This window comes from Bacteroides sp. OM05-12, assembly GCF_003438995.1.
Classification (GTDB): domain Bacteria; phylum Bacteroidota; class Bacteroidia; order Bacteroidales; family Bacteroidaceae; genus Bacteroides.
In genome coordinates, this window is record NZ_QSUN01000046.1 from 1,055 (window position 1) to 8,029 (window position 6,975).

9 protein-coding genes are annotated in these 6,975 nt (G+C 35.3%); 3 read left to right on the forward strand and 6 right to left on the reverse strand.

The annotated features are described in order from the left end of the window. Positions 1 to 148: 148 nt before the first annotated feature. From DXB63_RS18035 to DXB63_RS17550, 3 genes are read left to right on the forward strand one after another with little or no spacing between them, the layout of a single operon-like run. Complete coding sequence (locus DXB63_RS18035; RefSeq protein WP_158563691.1) at positions 149 to 253, forward strand: smalltalk protein; 105 nt, start codon at positions 149 to 151, stop codon at positions 251 to 253. A gap of 20 nt (positions 254 to 273) precedes the next feature. Beyond that, positions 274 to 651 carry an N-acetylmuramoyl-L-alanine amidase gene (locus tag DXB63_RS17545; RefSeq protein WP_122126991.1) on the forward strand — a complete coding sequence of 126 codons (378 nt, stop codon included), beginning with the start codon at positions 274 to 276 and terminating at the stop codon, positions 649 to 651. Further along, positions 648 to 956: a hypothetical protein gene (locus DXB63_RS17550; protein ID WP_122127683.1), complete on the forward strand. Its 309-nt coding sequence runs from the start codon at positions 648 to 650 to the stop codon at positions 954 to 956. The genes DXB63_RS17545 and DXB63_RS17550 overlap by 4 nt, the downstream gene beginning before the upstream one ends. 21 nt (positions 957 to 977) lie before the next feature. On the opposite strand, the gene DXB63_RS17555 is transcribed toward DXB63_RS17550, so the two are convergent. Genes DXB63_RS17555 through DXB63_RS17580 form a run of 6 tightly spaced genes read right to left on the reverse strand, consistent with a single transcriptional unit; the run spans position 978 to position 6,797 of the window. After that, a complete protein-coding gene (locus DXB63_RS17555) occupies positions 978 to 1,835 on the reverse strand; it encodes a hypothetical protein (protein WP_122127684.1) in 858 nt (285 codons plus the stop codon). Further along, positions 1,826 to 2,644 carry a glycosyltransferase family 2 protein gene (locus DXB63_RS17560; protein WP_122127685.1) on the reverse strand — a complete coding sequence of 273 codons (819 nt, stop codon included), beginning with the start codon at positions 2,642 to 2,644 and terminating at the stop codon, positions 1,826 to 1,828. The genes DXB63_RS17555 and DXB63_RS17560 overlap by 10 nt, the downstream gene beginning before the upstream one ends. After that, complete coding sequence (locus tag DXB63_RS17565) at positions 2,635 to 3,657, reverse strand: glycosyltransferase (RefSeq protein ID WP_122127686.1); 1,023 nt, start codon at positions 3,655 to 3,657, stop codon at positions 2,635 to 2,637. The genes DXB63_RS17560 and DXB63_RS17565 overlap by 10 nt, the downstream gene beginning before the upstream one ends. Positions 3,658 to 3,698: 41 nt before the next feature. Beyond that, positions 3,699 to 4,313, reverse strand: a complete 615-nt coding sequence (locus DXB63_RS17570; protein WP_122127687.1) for a hypothetical protein — start codon at positions 4,311 to 4,313, stop codon at positions 3,699 to 3,701. After that, complete coding sequence (locus DXB63_RS17575) at positions 4,310 to 5,554, reverse strand: glycosyltransferase family 4 protein (protein WP_122127688.1); 1,245 nt, start codon at positions 5,552 to 5,554, stop codon at positions 4,310 to 4,312. The genes DXB63_RS17570 and DXB63_RS17575 overlap by 4 nt, the downstream gene beginning before the upstream one ends. Before the next feature lie 7 nt (positions 5,555 to 5,561). After that, positions 5,562 to 6,797, reverse strand: a complete 1,236-nt coding sequence (locus tag DXB63_RS17580; protein WP_122127689.1) for a hypothetical protein — start codon at positions 6,795 to 6,797, stop codon at positions 5,562 to 5,564. Between the last annotated feature and the right edge of the window lie 178 nt (positions 6,798 to 6,975).

A 6,975-nucleotide genomic window follows, 5' to 3' on the forward strand; every position in this document is an offset into this window, starting at 1 on the left:
TTTCAATTAGGAAAAGAAGAAAGCCGATGGTACGCTGATGACGCGGATCAGGCGGATGCGGACGGATTTTTATCCGTATTAATCAGCAGAATCAGCGTTATCCGCGAACCCGGTTTTCTCAATTATTTATTTATCAATTTAAAAAAGAATGTCAACAAACAAAAAGAACCTGTGGGGTACTATCCTCAAAATCATTATCGCAGTGGCCACCTCCATTGCCGGTGCTATCGGCCTAAGCTCTTGTATGGGATGAGCAAGCCGGAAACTAGTGGAATGTTATTGGAACGGGTCGTTAAATACCTCGTCATCCATTGCAGTGCGGCGCACTATGGCGATGCGGCGACTCCCGTTTATCATTTCTACATTGCGCGTGACGGACATGTCCGTCAGCGCTTGCCGCTGAGCGTTCAAGGCTGCCATGCCAAAGGTTTCGACCGTTGCAGCGTCGGCATCTGCTATGAAGGCGGTGCCGATTCAGACGGTAACCCTTCGGACACCCGTACGCTCTATCAGCGTTATGCGCTGCATGACCTTGTGAATTCCTTACTACAAGTATTTCCCGAAGCCAAAGTAGTGGGTCATAACCGTTTGCAGTCATACGACCGCATCAACCGCTGTCCCTGCTTTGACGTAAACACCCTGTTCCAATGAAAGAAACAATCCTTTATCTGTTGCAGGAGGACCATCGTTTCTCCCGCCATTACACCGATATGTATGCCTACCTTTCCATCTATGGAGGTTTGTCGCCCCATCAGATGAGCATCCTTCAGTGGCGTATGCGTGTCCATGATATGATTATCACCGACCCCGCCCTTTTCCGTGTCTGTATCTCCACCCGTCAGGAACAGGATGAAATCCGTTTCATGAAAGGCTGGCAGTTTCGTGAACTGGAAAAGGTCCTTTCTCCCTGGCAGATCAGACAATGCCGGGAGATTAAGAATGAATGCTGGGGGTAAGGTTACCTTGCCGTACATTTATTAATGTCTCTTTTTATATGCTTCATAAAGCTGTTTCAGAAAACCTGAAACAGCTTTTTTGATACCTACTGTTTTTACCGTAAAGATAAATGGGCTTTGGACTTTCTTTGCATAGTGTTCTAAATCGTTTTTCTCAAGGTTTAGAACTTTATGTAAAGCAACCTTTAGAAAAGGTATGCCGTGATGCGCGGTCGAGAAAGATATCCGGCGAATTTCTTTTAATTTCTCGGAATGACGGCATTGTTCCATATCCCAAGACGACTGATTGGAATAGAAATAAAAAATATCCACCGAATCATTTACAAAGGGTACTATATCGTAATATTTTCGTGTATTTGTTTCCTTCAACCTGAATACTAAAGGATTTATGGCCTCTTGGCTTCGTTCCAATAAAGAATTAATCTCAAATTGCGGATTAAAAGCAATGACTCTTTCCGCACCTAACAAAGAGCCGTGGAGAATTGCTGCGTATGCACCTGCGGAACTTCCCACTGCAATGATTTTATATCCTTCTGTTTCCTGTCTTAAAAAATCATTCAATAATTCGGGAGTATTGATTTTTTCATTAATACCCGCCAGATACCATTGTTTAAAGATGTCCCTTACAAAAATATGTTTATGGGCTTTCTGTATGCGTGTCCCATACCATTCATAAAAGTCTTTTTCTACGATACGTTTTTGAAAGACTGTTTCTGTATTGGGAAAGTAAATATCGTTGCTGCTAAAGTAAATTGCGCAATATTCTTTACCGGGACAATCGTCACTGTATCGGATTAAATAATTATCCTGTTTTCTTATTTGTTTTACAATGTCCGCATCACATTGAAAAACAGTTATTGTGTGATCTGTTATTTCCATAGTTTCGGGAAACAAACTCTTACGTGAATTGATACAAAGTGCTTTAATGCGGTGAGGATTCCCAAGTTTCTTAATTCAAACCGGAAGAAAGGAATCGGTTCGGCATATCCAAGCGGGGAATATAAGTTCTTTATTCTTTTTATAAAGGGAACTTCGGGTCTGCACCATACCGGTAATTGCGGATTCTTCTCGCAATATCCCAAATATGTTTGTGAACAATAGATTTTAAATCCGGCTTTTCTAACCCGGTATCCGTAATCTATATCTCCTATGGCATGCCGGAAATGCCAATCAAGATTGCCCACCGTCTGATAAACAATTCCGGGAATAAGAACGCAATTACCATTGAATGTATCACATTCCTGAAGATTTCCATTCGGAACTAATAATTTGCCTTGATAGTATCCGCTATAGGTTACTATTTCTGCTTTCTGTGATCGTATACCTGCTACAATGATTGAATCTTTTTTATTGACTGCCGAGCTTAATAGGCTGGAAATAGCATCGGGCAATAAAAAAGTATCATCATTCAGCCACATATAGAAATCATAATCTTTCGTTTCAGCAGCTTTGCTCCAAGCCCTATACATTCCCCTGTTCCAAAACAGATTTCCATCCGCATGGATAATATTGACATCAGGGAATTGTTCTTTGACAGTTTCGGGAGTCCCGTCGGTGCAACCGTCATCCGTCAGGTAGACGTCTACGGTGTATCCCTCTATCGGGAATTGAGCATATAGGTTTTGCAGGCATTGCAGGGTTTTTGCCTTGCGATTGAAGACGGTTAGGAGAACGGCAACTAATGACATTCTAATATTTTTTTATATTGCAATAGATACATTTCTGCAATTTCGTGCCATGTCTGTATTTTGAAAGGTGGATGGTTCAATTTGTGTGCTTTGGTGTAAAAATCACCCAATTGCTGAATAGCTTTATCTTCATTGTTGTAATCACAAAAATAAATATCTGTAGGAGAGTCATATCCCCATGCCCATGGAAGATTTGACAGAAGAAGTGGCATATTATATGCAGCTGCCTCATATACTGCTATACAACCGCTTTCTCCTTGTGAGAGTAATACATAACCTGATGCATGACTTTCTATGCAGTCTTTCCATTCCCGGCTTACATAACCGGGATAGAATACAAATTGATTATCTATTTCTTTTTGAAATCTTATAAAATATAGGTCTGTTAGGGTTGAACTTCCGAGAAAAACAATTGGTACTTGGGCTTTTTTAGCATATTTTGCTAATAGCAATGATTGTTTTCTTTCTGATATATTTGCGCATGATATCAGGTATTTCTTTGGAAAATTCAGTTCGGTTATATTTAAACCATTAGAAATATTCATATCAGACGGATCAAAAGCATGAGGAATAATAAGAACCTTGTCTTCATCAATGTATTTTGGAAAATATTTTAATGCGGTATTTTTGTCATATTCGTGCATGAACTGAATTTTATCCATAAATGGAAACGATTTCCAATATGCATTTGACGATAGTACTCCCGGCAGTTTATCGATTATTCTATTTTTAAAGATGGTTTTCTTTTGTTCTTTTAGGGGTTTGTTACTTTCATAGTCGAAAATTAGACTTAAGAATGTTTTCATTCCTTTGCCTTTAGCTAATTTAGCAATATGAGGTACAGGAGCTAAAAAATGGATAATATCACAATCATCTTGTGATTTATCCCACCAACGTGCAAATTCGATATTAACTCCTAATTTTTCTAATTCTTGTTGGAGTTTCAAAGCATGTGTAGTTTTGCCTCCGGGTGTTAAGAAGGCATTTGTTGTGTCGAATAAAAGTACTTTCATTATGAAGTTATTGACGTTTATTGATCTATAGTGATATGGTTTTATTGAATTCTTTTTTTTATTCTTAATTCTTCACATCGACGATATCGATCATACCATGGCTGCTCGTAATACCATGGCTCTGTATCTTTAAGATAAATGGCCGGCGTTCCACCGTATAAGGTATTTTCTTTTTCTATACTTTTATTGACTAAACTATTTGCCGATATTTTCACTCCGTTTGCTATATTTGTTTCTTTGGCTATGACTACATTGGTTGCGAAGTAAATTCCATTACCTATTTTTTTAGGATGTGCGTCAGCGATACACACATTATTCATAATGGCACAATAGTTTCCAATTGAATTTGCCCCATTTATTACACAAGATCCGTGATGTGCCAAATTAGTTCCATATCCAAGTACATTATAAGGGATATTGTAACCACAGATATAACTTAATTTCTCATATTTTCTGGAATAGAATAAATAGGGAATCCACATCCAAGGATGTTTCCATTTGCAGTTACTAAGCCATTCGGTTATTCTCAGAACCCGAAGAAATTCTTTCCGTTTGTTTGGATGAAATATTCTTTTCTTGAAGGGTATATTATCAAACCCGCACATGATTGCGTCTGCTTTTATGTAAAAACGCATTTCTTTATAAGAGCTAATCATTTTTCTGTTGATTGATGGCGTAAGGAGATAATTTTTTTGTATGTGTCTATATATTGTTTGACTGTGTTTTCTTTATTGTGTCTTTTTAGGGCAATTTGGTGTGCATTATTACTTAATGTTGCAGCTAAATTTTCGTCATCGAAAATTCTTTTTATTTGATAAGCCATCATATAAGGGTCTCCTGCAGGTGCAAAAAGAGTAGATGATTCATCTTCTAAAAAAGAGGTTACCCCTCCTACCGGAGTTGAAACGATTGGAGTACCAATCAGCATGGCTTCTCCTATGGCATTCGGACTATTGTCTATGGATGAAGGGGACAGAAAAACGTTTGCTTTTTTCATTTCTTCGGCCATTTCTATAGCATCTAAGCGGGGCAAGAATCTTATATTATCTTCAATGTTGTATTCATGTATTTTGTGTTGTATATAAGTGATAAATTCTTCTCCCGTGATAAGTCTTGAAAGACGATTCATTTGTAAGATATGGATTGGTATCCCCGGTATTACCAATAGTACATTCGGATAATATTGTTTTAAAAGATATATTGTTTCTATTGCCAGATGCATGCCTTTAATCGGATTAAATCCGGAAGGCATAAAAATAGAATGTTTAGTACATTGGTTTATTTTCCAAGTTCCGGCATTATCATAAAAGGACTCTCTCAATAATTCTTCTCCTGTAAAATAATGGGCTTTAGGGTTATGAAACATGATATATGCTCTATCCCAATTGGTTCTTCCAAAAAAATATTTACCGTTATTCAATATGTCTGTTTCATATGGAGTTCCTCTTTGAACAACTTTATACATAAGCTTTAATCCACCTTTTCCAAACAGGTTTTTAATGCTTCTAAACTTGTGGACTATTTTTTTTTCAACGAAATTATAAGTATATGGCTTACATCCTATTAATAAACCTTGAATGGAAATGACAATCGGAATATCTTTTATGAAATTCTGAATTTGTGCTAGATTTTTCTCTGTGCCGTGAATATGGATTATATCCGGCTTAAAGGTATCTATTATTTTTTTATATTTATAATAAGTTTCTATATCCATATTAGTATAACATTCCTTGGAGGATAGAGCTAATGAATAGAAACAAATACCATCTTTCTCTTGTAGTAAGTTTTCTTTTCCGTCAATAATGGGAATAATAATTCCTACATGATTTGTTTGTTTTATTGTTTTTAGCAATGGTAGAGTCCACGAACCTAAAAAGGAAATCCAAAGAATATTCATAATTTTATTATTTTATCGGAAGACAATTTAATAGCCATTTTTTAAAATCTTGATTATTCATTTTTCTGAATGACTCAGACAACCCCATTGCGATTGAAATCCATATGGTTATAGATGTAATGTCAAAGTTATTGACATCTTCTATCCAACCTAGAAACCAGTGGAATGCTGTAAATATTCCTATATATTTTATATATATATTATTTGATTTATAAATGGCTAAGTATGAACCTTTTAAATAGATTAGACACCAAGGTATTAAACCTAATAAACCAAGCCAAGTGAACACATTTGGGTGGCAAACTTCATTCATAAATCGTTCATATTTTCCTGTACCTAAATCTTCTGCAAGTAAACTTCCAAAACTCATAGAATCGTTACCGCGTGCAGGTGTACGTCCCCATATTATATAATTATGGCGTATTGCAGATGTAATAACTTCTTGGTAAATGAAAGTCCGTGTATCACTGGTTGCATCTTCTTCTATAATTTCTCCATTTATAATTTTCTTTTGTACATATTTTCCTTCACGATTTTTTCCTGCTTCAAAAATGTTATAGCTACCGCTTATTCCGAGAAAAAGTAATATGATAGGGAGTAAATAAAATGTCCAATATACTAATCTAAGTATCTTTAATGATATATATCTTCTAAATAGGAAACTAAATGCTAAGAGTAAGGTTGCTATAGCTTTTATTATTTGTGCTCGGTCACCAATACTTGTAAGCATAATAATCAATAAAAACAGAAATAATAATTTCCATTTTTTAGTAAAAACAGATGTAAAACAAGCTAATAAAAAAATCGGAGCTAAATAAAAATGAAAACTTCCAACAGGTAATATCCAAATAAAAATAAAAAATACAGGTATAATATATTTGAGCCATGTTTTTATTGTATCTTGTAATATATCTGGATTGATGAATATATAGACAAATAATGGCAGGGATAATGAAAGTACTCCTGATGAAAGTTGTTTCCATTCCCAATAATTCTCTGCAGTAAAAATGCCTCGGATAATTCCCAGTATAGCCCAAATAAAATAAATTGTTATTACATAATAGTCTTTCTTGTTGTTAGGATGGAAATATTTCTTTTTTTTCAATAATATAGAAAATATCAATATGTAAGAACAAGTCCATATAAAAAAGGTACTTAAAATATCTATTCCAGACCATGAAATAATACTTATTAGAGTCTGTATGACAATCAAAAATGGAATTATTTTGAAATGTTTAGACATTTGTTTTGTATTTATAGTGTTTTTAAGCAAGAACTTAAACTAACATAAACTTTGTGTTAACTATATTTTTGATTTATATCTTAATAGTATCATATAAATCAATGTTCTTTAGATTGAAAGTTAGCGTCCAAAAATGACATATCCGATAATGAAAGCCGTCAAAAGAGGGTTCCACTAT

Bases quoted from the DNA above. Each gene is read 5' to 3' on its own strand.
- DXB63_RS18035 (WP_158563691.1), top strand. From the start codon at position 149: ATGTCAACAAACAAAAAGAACCTGTGGGGTACTATCCTCAAAATCATT.
- DXB63_RS17545 (WP_122126991.1), top strand. From the start codon at position 274: ATGTTATTGGAACGGGTCGTTAAATACCTCGTCATCCATTGCAGTGCG.
- DXB63_RS17550 (WP_122127683.1), top strand. From the start codon at position 648: ATGAAAGAAACAATCCTTTATCTGTTGCAGGAGGACCATCGTTTCTCC.
- DXB63_RS17555 (WP_122127684.1), bottom strand. From the start codon at position 1,835: ATGGAAATAACAGATCACACAATAACTGTTTTTCAATGTGATGCGGAC.
- DXB63_RS17560 (WP_122127685.1), bottom strand. From the start codon at position 2,644: ATGTCATTAGTTGCCGTTCTCCTAACCGTCTTCAATCGCAAGGCAAAA.
- DXB63_RS17565 (WP_122127686.1), bottom strand. From the start codon at position 3,657: ATGAAAGTACTTTTATTCGACACAACAAATGCCTTCTTAACACCCGGA.
- DXB63_RS17570 (WP_122127687.1), bottom strand. From the start codon at position 4,313: ATGATTAGCTCTTATAAAGAAATGCGTTTTTACATAAAAGCAGACGCA.
- DXB63_RS17575 (WP_122127688.1), bottom strand. From the start codon at position 5,554: ATGAATATTCTTTGGATTTCCTTTTTAGGTTCGTGGACTCTACCATTG.
- DXB63_RS17580 (WP_122127689.1), bottom strand. From the start codon at position 6,797: ATGTCTAAACATTTCAAAATAATTCCATTTTTGATTGTCATACAGACT.